Annotated in this window: 26 protein-coding genes and 1 pseudogene; 6 read left to right on the top strand and 21 right to left on the bottom strand. The window is 65.1% G+C overall.

Going from position 1 to position 22,278, the window contains the following annotated elements; translation table 11 throughout:
* Positions 1-51 precede the first annotated feature (51 nt).
* The 4 genes from ACRECX_RS04190 to leuB form a co-directional block, all read right to left on the bottom strand.
* Positions 52-774 carry an exopolysaccharide biosynthesis protein gene (locus ACRECX_RS04190; RefSeq protein ID WP_431557553.1) on the bottom strand — a complete coding sequence of 241 codons (723 nt, stop codon included), beginning with the start codon at positions 772-774 and terminating at the stop codon, positions 52-54.
* A 113-nt stretch (positions 775-887) separates the two neighbouring features.
* Positions 888-1,910, bottom strand: a complete 1,023-nt coding sequence (locus ACRECX_RS04185; protein ID WP_431557552.1) for a calcium-binding protein — start codon at positions 1,908-1,910, stop codon at positions 888-890.
* A 125-nt stretch (positions 1,911-2,035) separates the two neighbouring features.
* Positions 2,036-2,701 (bottom strand): hypothetical protein, encoded by a 666-nt coding sequence (locus ACRECX_RS04180; RefSeq protein ID WP_431557551.1) that lies wholly within the window; start codon positions 2,699-2,701, stop codon positions 2,036-2,038.
* 4 nt (positions 2,702-2,705) lie between these two features.
* Entirely contained in the window at positions 2,706-3,812 is a 1,107-nt protein-coding gene (gene leuB / locus ACRECX_RS04175; RefSeq protein ID WP_431557550.1) for a 3-isopropylmalate dehydrogenase, read from the bottom strand.
* A 79-nt stretch (positions 3,813-3,891) separates the two neighbouring features.
* Here leuB and ACRECX_RS04170 point away from each other — a divergent pair, with 79 nt between their 5' ends.
* Positions 3,892-4,311, top strand: coding sequence for a hypothetical protein (locus ACRECX_RS04170; RefSeq protein WP_431557549.1), 420 nt, complete (start codon positions 3,892-3,894; stop codon positions 4,309-4,311).
* Between the two features lie 17 nt (positions 4,312-4,328).
* Positions 4,329-5,294, top strand: a complete 966-nt coding sequence (locus ACRECX_RS04165; RefSeq protein WP_431557548.1) for a M23 family metallopeptidase — start codon at positions 4,329-4,331, stop codon at positions 5,292-5,294.
* 87 nt (positions 5,295-5,381) lie between these two features.
* On the opposite strand, the gene leuD is transcribed toward ACRECX_RS04165, so the two are convergent.
* Positions 5,382-5,987, bottom strand: coding sequence for a 3-isopropylmalate dehydratase small subunit (gene leuD, locus ACRECX_RS04160; protein WP_431557547.1), 606 nt, complete (start codon positions 5,985-5,987; stop codon positions 5,382-5,384).
* Between the two features lie 131 nt (positions 5,988-6,118).
* Between leuD and ACRECX_RS04155 the strand changes: the two genes are divergently transcribed.
* On the top strand, positions 6,119-6,517 hold the full coding sequence (locus ACRECX_RS04155; protein ID WP_431557546.1) for a PH domain-containing protein: 399 nt from the start codon (positions 6,119-6,121) through the stop codon (positions 6,515-6,517).
* A gap of 17 nt (positions 6,518-6,534) precedes the next feature.
* On the top strand, positions 6,535-6,858 hold the full coding sequence (locus tag ACRECX_RS04150) for a hypothetical protein (RefSeq protein WP_431557545.1): 324 nt from the start codon (positions 6,535-6,537) through the stop codon (positions 6,856-6,858).
* Here ACRECX_RS04150 and ACRECX_RS04145 read toward each other — a convergent pair.
* From ACRECX_RS04145 to rplS, 7 genes and pseudogenes are all read right to left on the bottom strand, one after another.
* On the bottom strand, positions 6,855-7,433 hold the full coding sequence (locus ACRECX_RS04145) for a hypothetical protein (protein ID WP_431557544.1): 579 nt from the start codon (positions 7,431-7,433) through the stop codon (positions 6,855-6,857). The two genes, ACRECX_RS04150 and ACRECX_RS04145, sit on opposite strands and share 4 nt — an antisense overlap.
* Before the next feature lie 89 nt (positions 7,434-7,522).
* The gene (locus ACRECX_RS04140) at positions 7,523-8,023 is read right to left on the bottom strand and encodes a hypothetical protein (protein ID WP_431557543.1); all 501 of its coding nucleotides are present in this window, start codon (positions 8,021-8,023) and stop codon (positions 7,523-7,525) included.
* An 82-nt stretch (positions 8,024-8,105) separates the two neighbouring features.
* Positions 8,106-8,513: a metallopeptidase family protein gene (locus ACRECX_RS04135; RefSeq protein WP_431557542.1), complete on the bottom strand. Its 408-nt coding sequence runs from the start codon at positions 8,511-8,513 to the stop codon at positions 8,106-8,108.
* Complete coding sequence (locus ACRECX_RS04130; protein ID WP_431557541.1) at positions 8,510-9,274, bottom strand: class I SAM-dependent methyltransferase; 765 nt, start codon at positions 9,272-9,274, stop codon at positions 8,510-8,512. Before ACRECX_RS04130 ends, ACRECX_RS04135 begins: the two co-directional genes overlap by 4 nt.
* A 129-nt stretch (positions 9,275-9,403) precedes the next feature.
* Complete coding sequence (leuC, locus tag ACRECX_RS04125; protein WP_431557540.1) at positions 9,404-10,810, bottom strand: 3-isopropylmalate dehydratase large subunit; 1,407 nt, start codon at positions 10,808-10,810, stop codon at positions 9,404-9,406.
* A gap of 96 nt (positions 10,811-10,906) precedes the next feature.
* Entirely contained in the window at positions 10,907-11,410 is a 504-nt protein-coding gene (locus ACRECX_RS04120) for a DUF1993 domain-containing protein (RefSeq protein ID WP_431557539.1), read from the bottom strand.
* A gap of 485 nt (positions 11,411-11,895) precedes the next feature.
* Positions 11,896-12,258, bottom strand: a pseudogene (gene rplS, locus ACRECX_RS04115) (50S ribosomal protein L19); the annotation flags it as partial.
* A gap of 246 nt (positions 12,259-12,504) precedes the next feature.
* Between rplS and ACRECX_RS04110 the strand changes: the two are divergent.
* Entirely contained in the window at positions 12,505-13,110 is a 606-nt protein-coding gene (locus tag ACRECX_RS04110) for a hypothetical protein (protein WP_431557538.1), read from the top strand.
* 18 nt (positions 13,111-13,128) lie between these two features.
* Here the strand turns inward: ACRECX_RS04110 and trmD are convergent, their stop codons facing one another.
* The 6 genes from trmD to ACRECX_RS04080 all read right to left on the bottom strand — a co-directional run bounded on the left by trmD (position 13,129) and on the right by ACRECX_RS04080 (position 18,389).
* Positions 13,129-13,827 carry a tRNA (guanosine(37)-N1)-methyltransferase TrmD gene (gene trmD, locus ACRECX_RS04105; protein WP_431557537.1) on the bottom strand — a complete coding sequence of 233 codons (699 nt, stop codon included), beginning with the start codon at positions 13,825-13,827 and terminating at the stop codon, positions 13,129-13,131.
* Positions 13,824-15,518: an adenylate/guanylate cyclase domain-containing protein gene (locus ACRECX_RS04100; protein ID WP_431557536.1), complete on the bottom strand. Its 1,695-nt coding sequence runs from the start codon at positions 15,516-15,518 to the stop codon at positions 13,824-13,826. The genes trmD and ACRECX_RS04100 overlap by 4 nt, the downstream gene beginning before the upstream one ends.
* Before the next feature lie 116 nt (positions 15,519-15,634).
* Positions 15,635-16,147 carry a ribosome maturation factor RimM gene (gene rimM, locus ACRECX_RS04095; RefSeq protein WP_431557535.1) on the bottom strand — a complete coding sequence of 171 codons (513 nt, stop codon included), beginning with the start codon at positions 16,145-16,147 and terminating at the stop codon, positions 15,635-15,637.
* A gap of 2 nt (positions 16,148-16,149) precedes the next feature.
* A complete protein-coding gene (rpsP, locus tag ACRECX_RS04090; protein ID WP_431557534.1) occupies positions 16,150-16,644 on the bottom strand; it encodes a 30S ribosomal protein S16 in 495 nt (164 codons plus the stop codon).
* 37 nt (positions 16,645-16,681) lie between these two features.
* Entirely contained in the window at positions 16,682-18,172 is a 1,491-nt protein-coding gene (gene ffh / locus ACRECX_RS04085; RefSeq protein WP_431557533.1) for a signal recognition particle protein, read from the bottom strand.
* 22 nt (positions 18,173-18,194) lie between these two features.
* Positions 18,195-18,389 carry a glutathione S-transferase gene (locus tag ACRECX_RS04080; protein WP_431557532.1) on the bottom strand — a complete coding sequence of 65 codons (195 nt, stop codon included), beginning with the start codon at positions 18,387-18,389 and terminating at the stop codon, positions 18,195-18,197.
* Between the two features lie 283 nt (positions 18,390-18,672).
* Between ACRECX_RS04080 and ACRECX_RS04075 the strand changes: the two genes are divergently transcribed.
* Positions 18,673-19,212 (top strand): hypothetical protein, encoded by a 540-nt coding sequence (locus ACRECX_RS04075; RefSeq protein ID WP_431557531.1) that lies wholly within the window; start codon positions 18,673-18,675, stop codon positions 19,210-19,212.
* Here ACRECX_RS04075 and ACRECX_RS04070 read toward each other — a convergent pair.
* The 3 genes from ACRECX_RS04070 to ACRECX_RS04060 all read right to left on the bottom strand — a co-directional run bounded on the left by ACRECX_RS04070 (position 19,176) and on the right by ACRECX_RS04060 (position 22,258).
* The gene (locus ACRECX_RS04070) at positions 19,176-20,615 is read right to left on the bottom strand and encodes a carotenoid oxygenase family protein (RefSeq protein WP_431557530.1); all 1,440 of its coding nucleotides are present in this window, start codon (positions 20,613-20,615) and stop codon (positions 19,176-19,178) included. The genes ACRECX_RS04075 and ACRECX_RS04070 overlap by 37 nt on opposite strands.
* Positions 20,616-20,695: 80 nt before the next feature.
* Complete coding sequence (locus ACRECX_RS04065; RefSeq protein ID WP_431557641.1) at positions 20,696-21,025, bottom strand: DMT family transporter; 330 nt, start codon at positions 21,023-21,025, stop codon at positions 20,696-20,698.
* A 15-nt stretch (positions 21,026-21,040) separates the two neighbouring features.
* Positions 21,041-22,258: an amidase family protein gene (locus tag ACRECX_RS04060; RefSeq protein WP_431557529.1), complete on the bottom strand. Its 1,218-nt coding sequence runs from the start codon at positions 22,256-22,258 to the stop codon at positions 21,041-21,043.
* Between the last annotated feature and the right edge of the window lie 20 nt (positions 22,259-22,278).

Genomic DNA, 22,278 nt, shown 5'->3' with positions numbered 1-22,278 from the left:
ATGGGAACGGCGCGCCAATGTAAAGGCGGAGGCGTGGAGGGCCTGCGGCGCCTAGCCGAGGAGGCCGGAGAGAATCAGGAGGAATGCCTTGATCAGGCCGATGACCACGGCCCCGGCGACGACGACGCTCGCCACGGCCGCGGCAAAGCCGGCCAAGACCGCCAGGCCGTCCTTCTCGACGATGGCGAGGCCAAATAGCGCAATGCCAAAGGCCGGCAGCCAATTGGCGAAGGGAATGGGTAGAGTGAGGATGAGGGCGAGGAGCAGAATCACGACGCCGACGAGCCGCTCGCCGGTCCAGGAGAGAAGAATGGTGAGGCGCGGGCGGAGCAGTGTCTCGATGCGCCCTAGGGCCGGCAGGGCGCGCCGCACGACGGCGGTGAAGCTTTCGCGCGGAAACGAGCGGCCGGTGAGCCAGTCCGGCAGCCACGGCTCGTGCCGGCCATAGGCGAGCTGCGCCGCGAGCAGCACCAGCGGAGCCCCGAGCACAGCCGAAAGCAGCGGAACGTTGACCGGCACCAGATTCGGCAACGCGAAGATGAGGAGCAGCACGCCGAAGCCGCGATCGCCCAGGGCGTCGCGCAACGACCCGAGGCTGACTCGCTCGCCGGTTTGGCTATCCAGGAATTCGCGCAACACTGTCGAGGTGCGGTGCCCGTTCGGCGCAGGCAGAGCACCGCTCAAGGCGGCCGCGGGCGCGCGCCCGAGCGCCTCGCCGTCAGGTGGCGCGGTTGCCTCCATGGCATGGGGCGCGGATATGGTCGAATCGTCCATCGTCGTGTCGCATCCAGCCCCCCATCAGGGGGCTAGGTATACGCCCGCAATATGACGGCGGGTTCAACCGGGCCGGTGATATGCCGCAGGCCAAGGCCGCTCGGGCCCTAGCGCTAGAGCAGAAAATCGTCCGCCACCAGCTTGGAGACCTCGATGCGGATCTCGAAGTCAGCCTTGCCGTCGCCGTTCACGTCGCCTTGGAGCACGTCGTCCTTGAATCTCAGCTCGCCCTCGATCTTGTGGAATTTCTTGGTGCCGATGAACTTGAAGGCCTGATCGCCCGGCGTGTGGATGTCGGCGTCAATCTTGCGGAGGCCGATCAAGTCGCCCTCTGCGCGGCGGAAATCGTGGATGACGTCGCGGTCTGAGCCGGGGCGGCTGTGCTTGATGTTATTGAACGAGAAGGTGTCGTGTCCGGCCCCGCCATAGAGGTGATCCTTGCCGGACCCGCCGGTGAGACTATCGTGGCCGCCGCCGCCCTTGAGCTTGTCGTCGCCACTGCTGCCCGAGAGCTTGTCGTTGCCGGCGCCGCCATCGAGAATGTCGTTGGCGCCCTTTCCGTGGAGCTTGTCATCGCCGCCGCGGCCGGAGAGCTTGTCATTGCCGCTGCCGCCTTTGATCGTTTCGGCGACGCTGTGATTGGCGGAGAAGGGCGTGTCGTAACCGGCGAACTGCTTGACGTAGCTGCTGACCTTGACGCTGTTGCCGTCGGAGGACACGGCATCGCCGCCGGAGAGCAGATATTTGTTGAGATTGCCGGCGCCCACGAGATGCGCACCGGCCAGCATGCCGGACTCGGTGATCTTGATACCGTCGAGCGTCTGCCCTTCGTAGGCCCAGGCCGTCTTCACGTACTGCCATTGCAGGGTCATGTACTCCCTGATGGCGGACTCCTGGGCGCTCGGGCTGCCGAGGAACTCGGCCTTGCTGTCGATGCCGTTCTTGCCGGTCCAATAGGCGGTCTTGAAGTCGTTGGCGCTGGTGCCGTCGTAGGTGTAGTAGCCGATGTCGCGGAGCGCGAACTCACCGAACTGGTATTTGCCGAGATAGCCGAACTGGTTGACGGCCGCGTAATTGCCGTTCGATTCCCGCTCGCCGAGAGCGTTGAGAAACGCGGTGTAATTGCCTTTCGCCAAACCTCAATCCCCCGTACCCACGCAGACGACCGGAGCGCGGCCATTGTCCTCGGCAATTGTTATGTGTGGGTTTACGGGTGAGCCGGCGGCGTTAACGAGTGTGACGGAGGGCCGGCGCTGTCCAACTAGTCGGGCGCGGCGCCCGGCAGCTCGCTTTTCACCTTGGCGCAGTCCTTACGGGCGAACTTGTTGATCTGGTGCGCGACTTCCGGCCCGAGCACATTGGTCGAGTTGTCCAGTCCGGTCGCGGCGTAAAGCAGAGGATAAATCGCTGCCGGTGCGGACACGTCGCCCCAGTTGACCTGAGCCTCGGTGGCCTTGCCGTTTTCGAATGTGACCCTGGGCGCGAGTTCGATCTCAACGATGTAAGGCTTGCCGTCCTTGTTATGCAGCGAGCAGCGCACGGTTTGAACATCCGCGGCGGCCTGGTAACGCGGTCCGCTCATCGCCTCGGCGAGCGCCGCGCGCGAGAGCCTGATTTGCGACTGGCAGACCAGCTTGCCCCAGGGCCAATCGATACGGTCACCTAGCACATCGATGATCTCGTCCTCGCGCCAGGTCCAGCCGATGTCGCAGGCAACGTCGGGGCCTTGCTCCCCCTTGGTGGCGAGGATGCCGCAGATCTCGATCTTGCAGGCCCTGCGTGCCGCCTTCTGCGCTTGCTCCTCAGGGGTCAGCGTGCGCTTCGAGGTGATCTGGGTCGAAGCGGAGGGCCTGTCATCGGCGAGCACAGGGATATGCGCCCCGGAGAGGAACAGCGCAACCGTAAGCAGACCGATGTGCGTTTTCATGCGTTTAGGTCGCACGGTTTAGCGACGCGAGGATGGCGTCGCCCATGTCACGCGTGCCGACGGTCTTGCAGCCGTCTTGCTTGATGTCGGCGGTGCGCAGGCCCTGGCCGAGCACATCGGCGATGGCCTGCTCGACGCGGTCCGCCGCATCGCCGAGATCGAAGGAATAGCGCAAGGCCATGGCGAAGCTGGCGATGGTGGCGATGGGGTTGGCCACGCCCTTGCCGGCGATGTCGGGGGCGGAGCCGTGCACCGGCTCGTAGAGCGCGCGGCGGCGGCCATGCGCGTCGGCGGCGCCAAGCGAGGCCGACGGTAGCATGCCGAGCGAGCCCGTCGCCATGGCCGCCTCGTCGGACAGCACGTCGCCGAACAGATTGTCGGTGACGATGACGTCGAACTGCTGCGGCGCGCGCACGAGTTGCATCGCACAGTTATCGGCGAGAATGTGCTCGAGCTTGACGTCGGCGTAGCGGTCCTTGTGCAGCTTCGTGACTACCTCGTGCCACAACACGCCGGTCTTCATCACGTTGCGCTTGTCGGCGGAATGCACAAGGTTGCGGCGCTTGCGCGCCAGCTCGAAGGCGACGGCGGCGATACGCTCGATCTCATAGGTCTCGTAGACTTGCGTGTCGACGGCGCGCTTCTGGCCTCCTCCGAGATCGACGATCTCCTTGGGCTCGCCGAAATAGACGCCGCCGGTCAGCTCGCGCACGATCATGATGTCGAGGCCGTCGACCAGCTCGCGCTTCAAGGACGAGGCGTCGGCGAGGGCCGGGTAGCAGATGGCGGGGCGCAGATTGGCGAACAGTTCGAGGTCCTTGCGCAAGCGGAGCAGCCCGGCCTCGGGGCGCTGGTCGTAAGGCACGCCGTCCCATTTGGGGCCGCCGACGGCGCCGAGCATCACCGCGTCGGCGGCGAGCGCCGTCTTCATGGTGGCGTCGGAAATGGCCTCGCCGTGGGCGTCGTAGGCGCAGCCGCCGACAAGGTCTGTCTCGGTCTCGATCTTTGCGAGGCCTTGCGCGTTAACCCATGCGATCAGGCGCTCGACCTCGCCCATGACCTCGGGGCCGATGCCGTCGCCGGGTAGCAGAAGAAGTCTGTAGGAAGCCATGAATTCAAGTCCGCCGTGTGCTAAAGCATCTGGCCGAGAAGCCGGGAGTAACCGGCGCTTTGCCTACCGGGAGAGAGACATGCTGACAAGGGCGCTGTTTGGTTTGGTCATGATTTGCGGTACGGCCGCCACCGCGGTGGCGCAGGAGACCAAGGTCGTGGCGCTCGGCATCACCGACCACAAGACCACGATCGAAGAGCTGCAAACGGGCGAAACCCCGCCTAAGCCGAAGTTCAACACGCCGGGCGTGGCCTATGCCCTGGTCGCCCATGCCAGGAAGGGCGATAGCATCGAGGTCACCTTGATGAAGGACGGCAAGCCGCTGATGAGCAACAGCCGTGCGCTCGAGGCGGACGAGCCCGGCGTCCTGGTGCAGGCGGGGAAGTCGGGGGTGCCCGCGGGCGGCTGGCCCGACGGCGCCTATGGCGCCCACGTCAAGATCACGCGCGACGGCAAGGACCTCGCCGTCCAGGAGTCCCAAGCCGCACCGTTCGAGTAGGAGAGCGTGACAACGCCATGCTGAAACGCGCGTTCCTGCTATTTGCTCTGACCGCTGGGCCGGCCTCGGCCTTCGAGCTCGAGATGCCCGTCGCTTGCACGCCGGGGACCGACTGCTTCATCCAGCAATATGTCGATCGCGATGCGGGTCCGGAGGCGCGCGATTATGTCTGCGGCGGCGAGACCTATGACGGGCACAAGGGCACCGATATCCGCCTCCGCACCACAGCCGACGTGGCGAAGGGGGTCGCCATCCTGGCGGCTGCGCCGGGGGTCGTGGCCGGCTTGCGCGACGGCATGGCCGATCATCTCCTGCGCAACGAAGAGGATCAGGCCGCCGTCGCCGACAAGGAATGCGGCAATGGCGTGTTGATCGATCATGGCGACGGCTGGGCGACGCAATACTGCCATATGCGCAACGGCTCGGTCGCGGTTAAGAAGGGCGATAAGGTGAAAGCCGGCGACAAGCTTGGCGAGATCGGCTACTCGGGCGCGGCGGCCTTCCCGCATGTCGAGATCGTGGTGACCAAGGACGACGCGACGGTCGACCCGTTTCTCGCCGACATGGCGGCCGCGTGCGATACGAACGAAGAAGCGCTGTGGACCCAATCCGCCAGGGCGAAGCTCCTTTACGAGCCGGGCGTCCTGCTCGGCTCCGGCGTCACCGATCATCCCGTGACGCTCGAGGAGCTCGAAGCCGGCGCGCCGCTGCCTCAGCCGAAGCGCGATACGCCTGTCGTCGCGTATCTGTGGGGCATCAATCTCCAGAAGGGAGACTTCGTTCACGTGCTGCTAAGACAAGACGGCACGATGCTGGCGGAGAACACCGAGACGCTCGACCGCAACAAGGCGCAGTTCATGTTGTTCGCCGGCAAGAAGGCGCCGCAAGGCGGCTGGCCCGCCGGGAGCTATGTTGGGGAAATCAAGGTGATGCGCGACGGGAAGCCGGTGCTCAGCGAAACAGCGACTCTGACGTTTGAGTAGGGTGGGCAACGGCATCGCCGTTGCCCACGTTGAGTGATGCGCGGTGGGCACGGCGCGTCCCCGCGCCTTTGCCCACCCTACCTCGGCCTAAGCCCAGGGGCGCTGCGCCTTCGCGGCGCGCTCGAACGTTTCGATGGCGTCGGCCTTCTCCATGGTCAGCCCGATGTCGTCGAGCCCTTCCATGAGGCAGCGCTTGCGGAACGGGTCGACGTCGAAATGAATGACGCCACCGTCTGGGCCCGTGATCTCCTGTGCCTCGAGGTCGACCCTGAGCACGGCATTATGTCCCCGCGAGGCATCGTCGATCAGCTTGTCGATCTCGGCCTGCGGCAAGGTGATGGGCAGAATGCCGTTCTTGAAGCAGTTGTTGTAGAAGATGTCGGCGAAGGACGGCGCGATGAGGCAGCGGAAGCCGAAGTCGAGCAGCGCCCAGGGCGCGTGCTCGCGCGAGGAGCCGCAGCCGAAATTCTCGCCCGTGATGAGGATCACCGCCTTGTCGTAAGGCGGCTTGTGCAGCACGAAGTCGGGGAGGGGATCGCCCGTCTCGTCGTAGCGCAGCTCGGCGAACAGGCCCGAGCCGAGTCCGGTGCGCTTGATGGTCTTCAGGTACTGCTTGGGGATGATCATGTCGGTATCGACATTGATCATGGGCAGATGGGCGGCGATGCCGGTGAGGGTGGTGAACTTTTCCATGGCGGTCCTCTAGGTGTCCGCCATATAGCCTTTAAGCGCCGGCCTTTCCACCGTCACGATATCGCGCTTTCCTCGCGCCAAGGCGCGGACTAAGGTCCGTCGGGCCAGAGGCAGACGGGAGGGTTTCGGCGATGGCGGGCACGGTGATCTACCAGGCGCATCCGGCGATGTTCCGGGCGCACCCCTTCTGGTTCATTCTGTTCGTGCTGTTGATCGCCGCCTTCGGCATCGGCCTCCTCATCTTGCTCTATTGGTACATTAAGACGCGGGCGACGGCGCTCACCATCACTGAAAATGACCTCCTCTACGAGAAAGGTATCCTCAGCAAGGAGCGGCTCGCGGTCTCGTTGCGGCATGTGCGCTCGGTTCAAGTGAACCAGGGCTTCATCAACCGCATCCTCGGCGTGGGCACGATCGAGATCAAGACCGCGGGCGACGAGCCGGAGTTCACGGTTGACGACCTGCCGGACCCGCACGAGATCAGAGAGGCGATCAGCCGCGCGCAAGAAGCGAGGCTCGACGACGACTAAGCGGTAAGGGGACGGCGATGACAGGCGAGGAAGATCGTCGCGACCGGAAAGAGGCGACGCGGCTGTTCGTGGCGGCAACCGTCGCGCTCGTGCTGCTCGTGGCGATGGGTGCGGCCGGCCTCTATTACATGACCGAGGTGATGGGCGCGGCGGACCCGTTCGCCGAGGGGCTCGGGCTCAAGAATGCGGCGCTGATCTCGTTCGGCGTGTCCTTCGCCGCCATTCTCGTCATGGCGGTGGTGTCGGGGGGCGACGCCATTTTCGGCGAGCTGCCCTTCACCATTCTAGGCTTTTTGATTTTCTTCGTGATCTTCTGGCTGATGATCGCCTGGATTTTCTAGTGCGCGGGGCCGAGGGTCTGGGCGCGCGACGGCGGCGTGGATGAGGCGCGTTGCCCGCCGCCCTCGACCAGCTCGCGATAGTGGTTGCGCATGAGCTCGCAGCGCCTGGGGCCCGGCGGATGCACCGCGTCGCCCTTGAGCTGCGAGATGAAAGCGCAGATGTCCTCGAGCCCTTGCGCATCGAGCCAGCCCCATTTTACACCGCGCCTGATCGCGAACAGGTCTGCCATCACCTCGTCGGCGCCGACGAACTGGTGGCCGCATTCGTGGGAATAGATGTAGAGCTTTACCTGGGTGCTGAGCCCGTTGATCTTTTTCGAGTTGAGGATGACGAAGCCGGGAAACGCGCCGCCCCAACTGTCGAAGTTCGGGTTCAGCACGGTCGGCCGCTTGCCGCAATTGACCGCCTTGCCGTCGATGGTCAACGAACCGTGGGCGACGAAGGAGGCGTCGGGGCCGACCTCTTCAAGATATTCGTCGACGGTCGGGCCGGTTGCCGTCCCGCCGCGATAGACGAACTCCTGGGCATGGCCGGCGGTGGTCGCGCCCGCCCACGAAACAACGGCCAGCGCCAAGGCCGCCGCCAAACGATGGATTACCCGCCCGTCAGTCATGTCGAGTCGACAGTGTAAGGGGCCTTCGCGGTCCGCGCAATTGCCGCAAACTAGCGCACATCCAACGAGCCAATTGCGGCCTTCGTGCTGAAACATTGGCGGAGCTTGGCGCAGCGCTCTTCCGGGTTGGAATGGACCGGGCCGTGGCCCGCAATGTTGAACGTCGCACAGATGTCGTCGAGCGCCTGGCTGGTCAGCCAGCCCTCGCGGCGGGCGCGGCGCACGGCGTAGCAGTCGGCCGCCGTTTCACTCGGCCCATACAGGATGTGCCCGCATTCGTGGTAGTAGATCAGCCACTGCACCGGACGAGGCAGGTCCTTCAAGGCTTGCATGTTGAGCATGATGACCGTCGAGGAGACGGCGAAGCCCGCGAAATCCCTGATCAAAGTGGCGGTTTGGCCACAGGAGAGACGGCGCCCGGCGACCACCAGGCGCCCCGGCGCGACCAGCCGGCTCTGCTCGATGGCGGCGGCGGTCTGCGGCTCCGGCGCGGTCGCGGTCAACATGAGGCAGAGGGCAAGCCCCATGAGAAGATGGGCAGCTGACCGCATGATGTTTCCCTCTGCTACCCACCCCGCGCCTTGCGCCAGTCTGCGGGCGGGGGCCTGAGGCGTCAACGGTATTCGGACCGCGTCAGTCGACGGCTGCCGCCTCGATGCGCGCCATGTCGGCGTCGGACAGGCCGAAATGGTGCCCGATCTCGTGCACCAGCACATGGGTGACGATCTGGCCTAGCGTGTCGTCGTGCTCGGCCCAGTAGTCGAGGATGGGACGGCGATACAGGAAGATCATCTCGGGCAACGTCGAGACGTCGAGAACGCTCTGACGCGTGAGGTCGACGCCCTGATAGAGGCCGAGCAGGTCGAACGGCGACTCGATGCCGAGCGAATCGAGCACCTCGTCGGTGGGGAATTCCTCGACCCGGATCAAGACGTCCTTGGTCATGTCGCGGAAGTGCGCAGGCAGCTTGTCGTACGCCGCCTGCGCGATGGTCTCGAATTCGGCGATGCCCGGCGCCTGATGCTTGTGCCAGTCGGTCATGTCGGCTGCTTTCTGGTGAGGATGATCGCCTCGCGCAAGGTGAAGGTGAGACCATCATCCGTGTCGCGGGGCCGCAGCAGCTCGCTGAGCGGCGCGGTGTGCAGCATGTCCCTGAGGCGTGTGACGGTGGACGGCGTGCAGCGCATGCGCTTGACCCAGGGATCGAAGGCGATGTCCTGATCGATCACTTCGCTCGCTTCTATCGTGAGACGCGCACCTTGGATGAGGCCGCTCCACTCGGCGAGGCTGAGGCAGCGTCCGTGGCTCGGGTCGCGCAATTTCTCGAAGGCGTTGTAGGCAGCAGCCAGGCCCTGGTCGTCGGGCGAGATGTTGTCGACGAGCGCGAACGTGCCTCCTGGAATGAGCACGCGCGCCGCTTCGCGCATGAAGGCTTTCGGGCTCGGGAAGTGATGGGCGGCAAGGCGGCAAGTCACGAGGTTGAAGCTCGTGTCGGGGAAAGGGAGATCGTCAGCCGCGGCTTGCGCCGTGACCACATTGCCGAGCTTCCGTTCCTTGGCGAGCCGCCGCGTCTCGGCCAGCATTTCCGGCGTGATGTCGGTCGCGGTGACCTTGGCCACCTTTGGCGCGAAGGCGAGCGCGGTGTGGCCGGCGCCGGTGGCGATGTCGAGCACGCGCCAGGTCGGCTTGGTCTCGATCAGCGCGACGAGACGCGCGAGGCTAGGGCCCGCGGCGTGCACTGTGGACGCCGCATAGTCGGCAGCCGCTGCACCGAATTTTTGCCGGACGAGAGAATTGGCCATCCATCGACATCCTTCATCCCGTCATCGCCGGGCTTGACCCGGCGATCCAGGGCGGCGCGCTCAGAGTCTGTTGCCCTGGAGGCCCGGGTCTTCGCCCGGGCATGACGAGGATAGCGTGGATTACAGACCTCAGTGCAGCTCGCGGATGTCGACGAAGCGCCCGGCGATGGCGGCGGCGGCGGCCATTTGCGGCGACACCAGATGCGTGCGGCCCAGGCGGCCCTGGCGGCCCTCGAAATTGCGGTTCGAGGTGGAGGCGCAGCGCTCGCCGGGCCGGAGCTGATCCGGGTTCATGCCAAGGCACATGGAGCAGCCGGGCTCGCGCCACTCGAAGCCGGCGGCCTTGAAGATCGCATCGAGGCCTTCCTCCTCGGCTTGCGCCTTCACGAGCCCCGAGCCAGGCACGATCATCGCGCTCAAATTCTCGTTGACGTGCTTGCCCGCGACGATCTTGGCCACGGCGCGCAAATCCTCGATGCGGCCATTGGTGCACGAGCCGATGAAGATGCGGTCGAGCGTGATGTCGGTGATCTTCTCGCCGCCGTGCAAGCCCATATAGTCGAGGGCGCGGACTGCGGCTTTGCGCTTGGTCTCGTCGGCGATCTCCTCAGGCATCGGCACGCGGCCGGAAACGGAGACCACCTGCTCGGGGCTCGTGCCCCAGGATACGATGGGCGGCAGCTTCTCGGCATGCAGGGTGACCTCGCGGTCGAACGCGGCACCGTCGTCGGAGTAGAGGGTTTCCCAATACGCCTTCGCCATCTCGTAATGCCCGGCCTTGGGCGCGCGCGGACGGCCCTTGATGTAGTCGAAGGTCTTTTCGTCGGGCGCGATCAGGCCGGCTCGCGCGCCGCCCTCGATCGACATGTTGCAGATGGTCATGCGGCCTTCCATGGAGAGCGCCTCGATCGCCTCGCCGGCATATTCCAGCACATGGCCGGTGCCGCTGGCGGTGCCGATCTCGCCGATGATGGACAGGATGATGTCCTTGGCGGTGACGCCGTCGGGCAATTTGCCGTCGACGCGCACGCGCATGTTCTTGGCCTTCTGCTGGATCAGCGTCTGGGTGGCGAGCACATGCTCCACCTCGCTCGTGCCGATGCCATGGGCTAGGGCCCCGAAGGCGCCATGGGTCGAGGTGTGGCTGTCGCCGCAGACGATGGTGGTGCCGGGGAGGGTGAAGCCCTGCTCGGGGCCAACCACATGGACGATGCCCTGGCGGCGGTCGCGCTCATGGTAGTACTCGATGCCGAAGTCCTTGGCGTTCTCGGCCAAGGTGGCGACCTGGAGCGCCGATTCCGGGTCGTCGATGCCGAAGGAGCGGTCGGTGGTCGGCACGTTGTGATCGACCACGGCGAGCGTCTTCTCCGGCGCGCGCACCTTGCGGCCGGCCATGCGCAGGCCCTCGAAGGCCTGCGGGCTCGTCACCTCGTGCACGAGATGCCGGTCGATATAGATCAGACAGGTGCCGTCCGGCGCCTCGTGCACCAGGTGCTCGTCCCAGATCTTGTCGTACAGGGTGCGGGGCTTCGGCATTTTCGCGAGTTTAGTCGTTGAAATGCTCAAATTTCTAGGGGTCAGATAGCGTCTCAAGCCGCAGTTTACAAACCCCCAAGAAGTCGCCTTGGCGGGTTACATGCCGAGAAAGTCGCGCTTGCCGAGTTCCACTCCATTGTGGCGGAGGATCAGATAGGCGGCAGCGACGTGGAAATAGAGGTTCGGCAGGACGAAGTTGAGAAGATAGTCCTGGCCGGTAAAGGTCAGGCTGCGATCGCCAAATTTGACCGTGATATTCCTCTCCTCGCTGCCGTCGATTTGCGCGGCAGTGAAGCCGTCGAGGAAGCGCAAGGTCTTGGCGATCCGCTCCTGGAGCTCGGGGAAGGTCTTCTCGGTATCGGCGGTGTTGGGAAACTCCTGGCCCGCCAGCCGCGCGGCCCCGCGCATCACCATGTCGCCGGCGATCTGCACCTGCCGCGACAGTGGCAGCATGTCGGGCGCGAGGCGGGCGTTGACCAAAACGGAAGGGTCGATGCTGCGCGCCTCGGCGAACGCAGCGCCCTTGTCCAGGACCTTGGACAGAACGCCGAGCACACGCACGAAGACAGGAACGGAGGCTTGGTACATCGAGAGCGGCATGGCAACTCCTCGGGCTTCAATCGGGATGCCAAGGCTCTACGTGCGCGCCATGGCGCCGGCAAGGCGCACTGACCCCGCGCCGTTCACTTTCGTGCGAGGTGAATTTTCGCCTAGCTCTTCTTGGGCTTTTTGGCGGGCTTGGCTTTGGCCGCCTTGGCTGCGGCTGGCTTGGCCTTGGCCTCGCTCTCGGCGTCTTCCCCTTCCGCCTCTTCCTCGGCAGGGACTTCGTCCGCCGTGGTCTCGGCCATCAGGGCCACTGCCTTCGCCGTCCAGTCGTCGTTCTCGATCTGGCCGCCCAAGGACAGCGCGTCCTCGACATGGGCGATCTCGTCGTCGGTCAGGTTGGCGATCTGCTCGAACTTGATGATACCGAGCTTGCTGAGCTTGGTCTCGATCTCGGGCGTGATGCCGGCGATGAGCTTGAGATCATCGGGCGCGCCCTTGGGCTTGGTGAAGCCCTTGAAGCCTTCCGCCTTCTTCTTGCCGCGCACGTCCTGGCGCTCGGGGATGCGCGCCGCCTTGCCGCGGCGGCCACGCAGATAATAGAGCTTGGCGCGGCGGACGCGGCCGCGGCGCACCACCTCGATGGAATCGATCAGCGGCGAATGGATGGGGAATACGCGCTCGACCCCTTCGCCGTAGGAAATCTTGCGGACCGTGAAGTTCTCGTTGATGCCGCCGCCGGAGCGGCCAATGCACACGCCCTCATAGGCCTGGACGCGGGAACGCTCGCCTTCCACCACCTTGACGTTGACGCGGACGGTGTCGCCGGGGCCGAACTCCGGCACCTTGCGCTTCTTGAGACGCTCGGCGACCTGCTCTTTCTCGAGCTCTTCGATGATATTCATGACAATACCTTTCCAGGGCGCCTGCCTCGGCTTTTGGCCTGCGTGCGAACGCCATTCTTTTTGATTGATCCAGAAGTTCAAGTGCGGGGGGGCAAGCTTCCGCGGGGGGTTTCCTAGCCCAGGTTGCGGTCCTTGTCGATGGATTTTGGGACTAGCAAAGGCACCAAGGCAGCGAAAGCCTGGCCCCAATGCCTCGGTGTTCCAGGGCGAACGTGACTACACAGTCAGGACTGGTAAGTTGCGGCCATGCGGAAGCGGCGCGCATGGCAATGGCTCTTTGCGGCCCTCACCTTTGTGGGGCTTGTCGTGATAGCCCTCAGGGTAGAAGAAGCGGCCGGAGTCAGGGGGCTCTCCGATCTCCTGTTGCCTATCGCCCAGCGCGCGCCGTCAGTGTGGCAAGCGATCACAAGCACCGCGGCTCTCTGGGTGGCAGTCGTGGTCGTTGCCTATACGGCGGGGATATGGACTGAGGTCCTTTCCAAGAGGCGGTTGGAACCAAAGCCTTTTGACACTGGGAAGCTCGCCGAAGACTGCGAGCATATGTCGGGCATTCTCAGGAAGGCGGCGCATTTGCTGGAGCATGACACGCACAATTACATGTTTAAGTTGCGTCACGATTTGATGCGACTTTCTCTTGTCCTGTCTCGGGGGCCGGGGCGAATTCCGATTGAGTTGAGTTGTGCGAGCGAAAAGGCTGCCTTTGCATCAGCCGACCTTCTCGACGAGCTCGCCGCCGCCATCCGCGAAGGCAATCGAGCAAAATACAAAGAGGCAACGCGCCGGTTCAGTCGTTTAGGTCAAGCTGGCGAGTCTCCGGCGCCTGAAGGCAAGCCAAAAGAAAAGCCGCTATAGGCGAAGGCCTGAACGTCGTTATTTGCGCTTCAGCTTCGCCCAAAGGTCGGGGCGGCGGGTTTTGGTGAGCGCCTCCGCCTGCTCTCTCCGCCACTCGGCGATCTTCCGGTGATCGCCAGAAAGCAGCACGTCGGGGATGGTGCGACCCTCCCATTCGCGCGGGCGCGTGTAATGAGGATATTCCAGGAGCCCGGAAGCGAAGCTTTCCTCGGCCAGCGAGCCCTCATTGCCGGCGACGCCAGGCAGGAGGCGCACGCAGGCATCGATCAGGACTTGCGCCGCAAGCTCGCCGCCCGACAGCACATAGTCGCCGATGGAGACCTCCTCGACGTTCCGCGCGTCGAGCACGCGCTGGTCGATGCCCTCGAAGCGGCCGCAGAGCAGGATCGCGCCGGGCGCTTGCGCCAGCGTGCGGACCCGATCCTGAGTGAGGGGGGTTCCGCGCGGCGAAAGATAAAGCGTGGGCGTGCCTGGCGCTGCGTTTACGCGGGCAGCGTCGATTGCCGCGGCAGCGATATCGGCGCGCATTACCATGCCGGCGCCGCCGCCAGCAGGTGTGTCGTCCACCGAGCGGTGCTTGTCGGTGGCGAAGTCGCGGATGTCGATGGTCTCAAGCGCCCACTTGCCGTCGGCGAGCGCCTTGCCGGCGAGGCTCGAGCCAAGTGTGCCCGGAAACATCTCGGGGAACAGGGTCAACACGGTGGCGCGCCAGGTCATGACGGTGCATCTCCCGCGCTTGCGCTGCGCTCCGCCTTGAGCAGCCAAGTCTCCAACTGCCCCACGCCCTTCACTTGGATGGGCCCGCGCGGCTCGAACACGAAGGCATCGCCAAGCCGCTCCATGACCGCGCCAGATACCTGAATCTCGCCGGGAATCCCGTGGCTCTCGAGCCGCGAGGCGAGGTTCACCGTCTCGCCCCACACGTCGTAGGAGAACTTGTCGGTGCCGATGATGCCCGCCATCACCGGGCCGCCGGCGATGCCGATCCTGATCTTGAGATCGACGCCGTGGATCTCAGACAGCCGCGCCACGAGATCGGGCAGTTGCAGCGCCATGCGGGCAAGGCGCGGCAGGTGGTCGTGCAGTGGCCGGCTCACGCCCGCCACCGCCATATAGCCGTCGCCGATGGTCTTGATTTTCTCCACGCCGTGCGCCGCGGCGAGCCGGTCGAACTCGGTGACGATCTGGTCGAGGATGGCGACAGTGCGTGCCACGCCAAGCTTCTGTGCGAGCTCGGTGAAGCCGACGAGATCGGTGAACAGGACGGAAGCCTCGTCGACGCTGTCGGCGACGCGCTCGCCAGGCTTCTCCTTAAGGCGCTCGGCGATCGCCTCGGGCAGGATGTTGGCGAGGAGGGAATCGGCCTCGGCGCGGGCGCGGTCGGCCACGGTGAAGGCATAACCCACGAGCAGCGCGATGATGCCGAAGGTTGTCACCGCCGACGACACGTAGAGATTGGCGAGCAGGCCGGGGTCGGCGGCGATCTGCGCACTCTCGGGCGGATAGAGGAACCAGGCCGCGAGGTGGAGGGCGAGGCCGATGGCGATGACCGCCGCGACGAGGCGCAACCGGCCCATGCCGCAAATGGCAAAGGCGACGGCGGCAACGATGATGTAGTTGATCTGAATGCCGGAGTCGCGGCCAAGCTCGCGCACGAAGAAGAACAGCGCGAGATATTCGGCGACGCAGATCAACAAGGCTGCGGCGATGTCGTTGATGCGGTGGGCCAGCGGCGCGGCGAGGGCGACGAGGACCAGGAGCAGATTGGCGACGATCAGCGGCCAATATTTGTCGACGCCGTAATAGGCGAACACGCCGGCATAGACCACCGAGAAGATGACGATCAAAAACGCCATCACGTTGACGATGGTGAGCTGCCGGCGGACGGGGCGCGGATAATTGGCCGTGCCGATCTCGGCGAGCCGGATCAAGGGAGCCAGCCAGCCGAAGCGCGCGGCATGGCGCGGCGCCGCGCTATGACGAAGCTCGGCGCGCAACCGCATCAGCATCTGCCCGAGCTTGTTCTGGCCGGCGCCGTCGGGGCCGGTGCCCCAATAGCGGTCCTTGGGCGAATCCTCCTCGATCTTCTCCTCGCCAGAGCCGACAAGAAGATCGCGCAAAGTCTCGTGCTGAGTGAATTTGGCGCGGAGCGCGCGCTCCATGATCGCGTCCTTCATGGCGTCCCAGTCAGGCCTGATGTGCCCCTTGTATTTGCTGGCGTAGCGCTTGGCCGCCGCGGCGTTGGGCAATTGGCGAATGCGCTCTTGGCGGTCCGGCTCGTCGAATTTCTGCGCCTGATAGTAGTGTTCGCTGGTCGGCCAGACCGTGCCGTCGATCAGAATCGGATAGTTCGCGAAGTTCGAGAACTCGCGGTAGCGGTCGGACTTGGAGAAAAAGCGAATGGTCATGGCGTGTCACCGCCGGCGTGGCGGACGATCCAGTAACCACGGTAGTGGTTTCAGCAATCAACTCTAGTGTTTACTGGATTCCCGCTTGCGCGGGAATGACAAGGAGTCTGAGGCAATTACTCCGATTCCTCGGGCAGGACGAGGACGAGGCGGCGCCCCGCGACGTCCACTTCCGGCACGGTCGTCTCGGTGAAGGCCACCATCAGATTTGCCTCGCCGCCTACGGGCGCGATCTCGATGATGTCGCTGGCGCCGAAATTATGCACGGTGACCACTTTGCCGATGGGCTTGCCGTTCGCATCCACCGCTTCGAGGCCGACCATGTCGGCGACATACCACTCGTCCGCCTCGCGCGGCGGCAGGCTGGCGCGGAGGAGGTAGAGCTTGGTGCCGTTGAGTGCTTCCGCCTGCTCGCGCGTGGCCACGCCCTTGATGCTGGCGATGAGGGCCTTCGGCGTGACGCGGACGCGCTCGATCTCGATCGTCTTCGCTCCCGTCTCGTCCTGGAGCGGGCCATAGGTCGCGATGCCGGCGGGGTCTTGGGTGAAGGAGCGGAGGCGGACCTCGCCCTTCAGCCCTTGCGCCGCGCCAATCTCGCCAACCAGCACCCGGTCCGCGTCTTGGCCCAAGGCTACTCGGCGGCCTTCTCGGCTTCGGCCTCGGCGGGCGTCTCCTCGGCCGGGGCCTCGGCTTGAGCAGCCTCCTCAACGGCAGGTTCCTCTGCCGGAGGCGGAGCGGCAGCTGCCTCGGCGGCGGCCTTCTCGGCCTCGGCGGCGGCCTTGGCCTTCTCCTCGGCGGCGGCTTTCTTGGCCTCTTCGCGCTCAAGTCGCTTCTTGCCGGGCTTCGCCTTCTCAGGGTTCAGCCGCGCCGCGCGCTTCATCAGGCCGGCGGCGTCGAAGAAGCGCAGCACGCGGTCGGTCGGCAGGGCGCCGTGCGACAGCCAGTGCTTGGCGCGATCGGTGTCGAACTTGACGCGCTCGGCGGAGTCGCGCGGCAGGAGTGGATCGAAGGTGCCGATCTTCTCGATGTAGCGGCCGTCGCGCGGGCTGCGCGAGTCGGCGACGACGATGCGGTAGAAGGGCCGCTTCTTGGCGCCGGCCCGCGACAGTCTGATCTTCAGTGACATTGCTTTCGTTCTCCTAGGTGTTCGATCTCAAAGGGCTTCAGCGTTTCTTCGTCTTTGGCAGGCCGGGAAGCCCGCGCGGCAAGCCTCCGGGGAGGCCGGGAAGGCCTCCGGAGAAGGCGCCGGGCGGCAGTCCGGGAAAATTGGGTGGCGGCGGCAAGTCCGCGCCGGCGGGCAGGTCGGCGGGCATTTCCGGCGGCGCGCCGCCGAACATCTGGCTGAAAATGCCCCGCTTCTTGCCCATGGCCTTCATCATGTCGGCCATCTGGCGGTGCATCTTTACGAGTTTGTTGATGTCCTGGACGCTCGTGCCCGAGCCGGACGCCACGCGCTTCTTGCGCGAGGCGTTGAGCAGCTTCGGGTTCTTGCGCTCGGCGCGGGTCATCGAGCCGATGATCGCCTGCTGGCGCTTGAGGATGGTGTCGTCGAGGTTGGCGGTGTCGAGCTGCTTCTTGATCTTGCCGACTCCGGGCAGCATGCCGAGCACGCCGCCCATGCCGCCGAGCTTCTGCATCTGCTTGAGCTGCTCGGCGAGATCCTCGAGGTCGAAGGCGCCCCTCTTGACCTTCTTGGCGATGGCCTCGGCCTTGTCGAGCTCGACGGTCTGAAGAGCCTTCTCCACCAGGCCGACCACGTCGCCCATGCCGAGAATGCGCCCGGCGATACGATCGGGATGGAACTCCTCGAGCGCGTCGAGCTTTTCGCCGACGCCGATCAGCTTGATGGGCTTGCCGGACACGGCGCGCATGGAGAGCGCGGCGCCGCCGCGCGCGTCGCCGTCGACACGGGTGAGCACGATGCCGGTGAGGTTGACGCGCTCGCCGAAATTCTTGGCGAGGTTGACGGCGTCCTGGCCGGTCAGCGCGTCGGCGACGAGGAGCGTCTCGTGCGGCTCGGCGATCTTCTCGATGGCCGATGTCTCGGCCATGAGCTCTTCGTCGATGTGGGTGCGGCCCGCGGTATCGAGCAGGAGCACGTCGTAGCCGCCGAGCTTCGCCGCCTTGATGGCGCGTTCCGTGATCTTGGTCGGGCCTTCGCCGTCGACGATGGGGAGCGTGGCGATCTCCGCCTGCTCGCCCAGCACGCGCAGCTGCTCTTGCGCCGCCGGACGCCGCGTGTCGAGCGAAGCCATCAGCACTTTCTGCTTGTCGCGGGTCGCAAGCCGTTTGGCGAGCTTCGCCGTGGTGGTGGTCTTGCCAGAGCCTTGCAGGCCGACGAGCATCATCACCACGGGCGGCGTGGCCGCGAGGTCGATGCCTTGCGCGTCCGAGCCGAGGGTGCGCACCAGCTCGTCGTTGACGATCTTGATGACCATCTGGCCCGGGGTGATGGAGCGCACCACTTCCTGGCCGACCGCCTTCGCCTTCACCCGGTCGATGAACGAGCGCACCACGTCGAGCGCCACGTCAGCCTCAATCAGCGCGCGGCGCACCTCGCGCATGGCCTTGGCCACGTCGTCCTCGCTCAGCGCGCCGCGGCGCGTGAGCTTGTCGAGGATGCCGGAGAGGCGGTCCGATAGGGTTTCGAACATTGGCGCTATGCCATCCTTCTCGCTAGCGCTCCAACTCCGACGGGTCGATCAGCTCGTCGAACAGGACAGCCGCCTTGGCGAACTTGTCGCGGCAGCCTGGGCAGCAGAAGCCGATGACCCGGCCGCGATAGCGCATCAGCGAATCCGGTGCGACCGGCTTGCCAGACCAGGGGCAGGCGGTGTTGATGCAGTCCTCGATAGTCAGGCTCTCCGCCATATCCTTCTCCAAACACGAACGCACCCGTGGGCGCATCGCGCTGACGGGTGTTGACCCCCCTGACTCTTGATTTGCGCCACCGCGCTTCGCGCTACTTGAGCGCTGGACGTGCAAGCGGGCAATCATGTTCAGGGCGGCGGCTCTGGTTAAGGAGCTGCCTTGAATTCGGCCGGGAATGTCGGCGAGGCGAGGCCTCAAGTCAAGCGGCGCAGGCGATTTCTCTTGCCCTTCCGGCGCCCTCCTGTCACGAGCTTGCGCCGGCAAATCGAGGTTTTAGAGGACAATGCGGCCGCGGGTCATTCTCCTTGTCCTAGTTCTCGCGGCTTGGCCAACGGCCACCGCAGCCAACGTGATCTGGCCTGCCGCCCTCCTCACCGAGCGCCTGCTCGCCTGGTGGATCATCGGGGCCTCGCTCGTCATCGAGTGGTATTTCGTCGCGACGGCCTTTCGGCTATCGCCGAGAAACGCGGCGTGGGCGACGCTCGCAGCCAATGCCATGTCGGCGGGGATCGGGGTCTTCCTGGTGCCGTTTCTCGGCATCGGGCTCGCCGCAATTCTCCACTATTCGGGCATCGGCCCGGCCATTGGGTGGCAGGACTTTAGTCTGCCGGACTGGGCCGCGACCTTCGTGCTGGCGGTTGCCGCCAACCTCGCCATCGAGCTTGCGGTGTTTCGGTTCGGCTATGGACTTGGCATCGGCCGGCGGGCGTTCTGGCTGATCGCGCTCGCCAACGTCATCACCGTCGGGCTCGCGCTCGTTAGCCTCGATATCGTCCCCGATGACGTCTATCGCGAGGTTTCGCCGGGGATCGTCGCGAAATAGTTGCCGTGGAAGTGGAAGGGGATGGCGTGTGGCGCCTCCGCGCGCGCCTTCTCCTCTAAGGTGCGCGCGTCGAGCACCAGAAGGAAGGACCGGTCCTTGACGACATCGAGGACGACCGACAACAGCACGCCTTCGTCTTCGGCTTGTGCAGAGGGCGCAGGAACGAACACGGGCTCGCCGGGATAAAGTCCCGGCTCGTACCAGCGCGCAACCGTGCCGGTCTCAATATCGACTTTGAGAATTGAATCGAGGAAGTCGCCCTTCACCTCGATGCCCGTGCCCCAGACATAGCGGTAGGGCTTGCCGGCATGCGCCTTGTAGTTGATACGCGGCAGTTCGAGAGCCACTGACGCGAGCGTCTCGCGGGCGACGGGGCCGCCTACGAGCGGGACGCGATAGCGCACGAGCCGGCCGGTGGCGTCGAGCGGCGTGTTCGCGCGGAGTTTTGCCAGATAAAGTGCGTCGATGATCTCGGCGTTTTCGTACGCGATCAGGTCGATGACGAGGTCGCCGCCGTCCTCGAAGGCGTTGACGTGATGGAAGGCGAAGGCGGCCTCGCCTAGGGCGGTCGCCACAGTGCGCCCGCTGTTCTTCTCGACCACGGTGAATTTGAGTCCGCGCTCGGGCTGCCAGCGATAGTTCCGGATAAAGGGCTTGCCGGAGAACTTCAATTCGAGCGCGCTCACGGTCAGCGGGAACTCGACCAGCGCAAGGTAATTCTCGCTCATGGCGAAGCTGTGCATATAGGCGGGCCGGTCGACTGGAAGCTCGGCCACTTGGGCTTGCGCGCCATCGTCACCGATGCTGAACAAGAGGTAGCGGCTCTCCATGCCGAACGCGACCATGTAGCTGTAGTGGCGTTTGCGTGCGACGTCGTAGTGGGGATGGGCGTTTGAGACCTGGCCGGCGAGAGGCGGTGCATAGCCGAATACGCCGAGCGTCTCGAGCGTGTCCGGGGCGAAGCGCATGGGCAGCGTCGTCTCGGTCAGGGCGACGATCTCGCCGCCGAAATCTGAGACATTGACGTTGCAGTTCGCGGTGAGCTTCGGATCGAAGATCGCGGCAACACGACCGAACAGAGTGCGGCAAGGGTCGGTGGCGAACTCGCCGTAACTGATCTTGCCGGTCTCCATGGCGGCGGTGAAGGCGTTGCTTTGGAGAAAGCAGCTTGAGTAGGTGACCTGGCCGTCCCCGAAGGCGAAGCGATGCAGCATCGCGAGCCCGTCGAACCAGTGATTGTATGTGCGCTCGCCGACTTCGAACTTCGATGGGCCGGTGCGCAGCAGCGTGCCCGTCAGCCAAGCCGGCAACGCGCCCCGAACCGGCAGCGGTAAGGGACTTTCGGTCTCTTGCGTCAGCGAGCGAAAGCCCGCGCCAAAGGCAAAGGCGGTTTTGCTCGACATCGTACCCTCGCGGTCAATGCGAGGAGCCTAGAGGACGTTCCTTAAGAGCGGCTCAAGAGGAGCATCATCCACGGCAGCGCCTAATGTGGCACAGAATGCGAAAACGCGTTCACCACGACGACGCCACCGATGATGAGACCGAGCCCAATCAGCGCCGGAAGGTCCAGCGGCTGTTTGAACCACAGCCAGCCGATCAGCGCGATCAGCACGATGCCGAGGCCCGCCCACATGGCGTAGGCGATGCCGACGGGGATGGTCCGCAGACTGAGTGCGAGAAAGAAGAAAGAGGCCGCATAGGCGACCACGACCACGAGGCTTGGAACGAGCCGGGTGAAGGTGTCGGATTCCTTCAAGGCGGAGGTTCCGATCACCTCGAAGCCGATCGCGAAGCTGAGATAGAGGTAGGGCAAGGCTAGGGTCACGGCTCACTCCTGGTCTGGGGACTGGCTCTTAGGGGTTTGTGGACGCGAGAGAAACGGCAAGGTCGAGCAGCGCCTCGTCGCCGCCGGGCCAGCCGATGAACGACAAGCCGACCGGGCAGCCGGCAGCCTCGGCCGCCGGGATCGAGATCTGCGGCAGGCCGGCATGGCCGGCGAGGCAGGTGCTTTGCAAGGTGAGGGTGCGGTGAACGAGGCGCCGTCGGGGATGCCGCGCTCCGGCGGCAGGGTGGGCGTGGTCGGCAGCGCGATCAGCGTCCCCGGCTGCACCGTCTCCGCCAGCCGCTTGGTCGCTTCGGTGCGCACGGCCCGTGCCGCCTCCGCCTCGTCGAAAGTAATCCGCGCCGCGGCCTCGAAGCGCTCCTTGATGCCGGGACCGAGATCGACGTCGTGGGACTGAATGAAGGGCAGCAGGGTCGACTGGATCTCGAAGCCTTGTATGACGCGGAAGGCATCGCGCCACGCATCGATCTCTTCGCCGGCGATGGAGCGGTGCTCGGGAGCGGGGAGCGCCGGGCCGATGCTCGCCAATACACGACGCAACGCCTCGGCGGCGCTCGGCTCTTCATGGGCGAAGAAATCCTCCGCCAGGATCAGGCGCTCGATACTGGTATAGACGGGCTCGCCTTCCAGAAGAACATTGCCGACCTTGCGGAACAGCTCGGCGTCGCGCGCGAGATAGCCGACCGTGTCATAGCTCGGCGCCATCGGCGTCACGCCTTCGAGCGAGATGCGACCATGCGTCGGCCGGTGTCCGTAAAGCCCGGAGAAGGAAGCCGGCACGCGGATCGATCCGCCGGTGTCGCTGCCGAGGGCAAAGTCGCACATCTTCGCGGTCACGGCTGCCGCAGAGCCGCAGGAGGAGCCGCCGGTGACGCGCGCGGGCGCGCGGCTATTGACCGGCTGGCCATAATGGGCGTTCCAACCGAGAACGCTATAGAAGAACTCGTCGCACACGGTGATGCCGGTGCATGAGGCGCCGGCGTCAAGCAGCCATTGGATTGCGCGAGAGGTGGCGGGAGCCGCCCGGGCATGGGCGTACCAGTCGGGGTTGCCGTTCGCGACTTTGTGGCCGGCGATGGCGAACAGATCCTTCACCATGAAGGTGGTGCCGGCGAGCAGGCCATGCTTCCGCCCCATCAGCGGCTCCTTCAAGGTATGGGGGACAAGAGCGCCGACGGGATCACTCTCAGGAATGGCGATCATCGGGCTCTCCTCGGGGTACG

This window comes from Methyloceanibacter sp., from assembly GCF_050726195.1.
Classification (GTDB): domain Bacteria; phylum Pseudomonadota; class Alphaproteobacteria; order Rhizobiales; family Methyloligellaceae; genus Methyloceanibacter.
This window is presented reverse-complemented; position numbering and strand designations above follow the sequence as displayed.